Source organism: Neisseria sp. P0001.S005, assembly GCF_051963715.1.
Map to the genome: position 1 here is coordinate 1 of NZ_JBQCTZ010000546.1, position 518 is coordinate 518.

At 57.1% G+C, this 518-nt stretch carries 1 protein-coding gene; it reads right to left on the reverse strand.

The features are described 5' to 3' along the window. Positions 1-518: class II fructose-bisphosphate aldolase (locus ACTHSP_RS21575; protein ID WP_440346951.1), on the reverse strand; the 518-nt coding region annotated here is incomplete at both ends.

The following is a 518-nucleotide window of genomic DNA, read 5'->3' on the forward strand; positions in this document are numbered from 1 at the left end:
AATTTGTATGCGCCGTGGCTGGTGCCGACGGCAATAGCCAATGCGTCAACGCCGGTATCTTTAACGAAACGTACGGCATCTTCAACGCTGGTCAGCATTTGGTCGTGGGAAAGTTTGCCCACTGCGCCTACGCCGTCTTCCTCACCGGCTTCGCCGGTTTCGAGGTTGCCCAATACGCCGATTTCGCCTTCAACTGACACGCCGCAAGCGTGGGAGAAGTTAACCACGGTACGGGTGGCGTTGACGTTGTATTCGTAAGAAGAAGGGGTTTTGCCGTCTTCCATCAGCGAGCCGTCCATCATTACAGAGGAGAAGCCCAGTTGGATGGAGCGTTGGCACACGTCAGGAGATGCGCCGTGGTCTTGGTGCATTACGACAGGGATGTGCGGGAATTCTTCGACTGCGGCCAAAATCAGATGGCGCAGGAATGGGGCACCAGCGTATTTGCGTGCGCCTGCGGATGCTTGAACGATAACGGGGGCGTTGACTTGGTCGGCCGCCTCCATGATGGCGCGCAT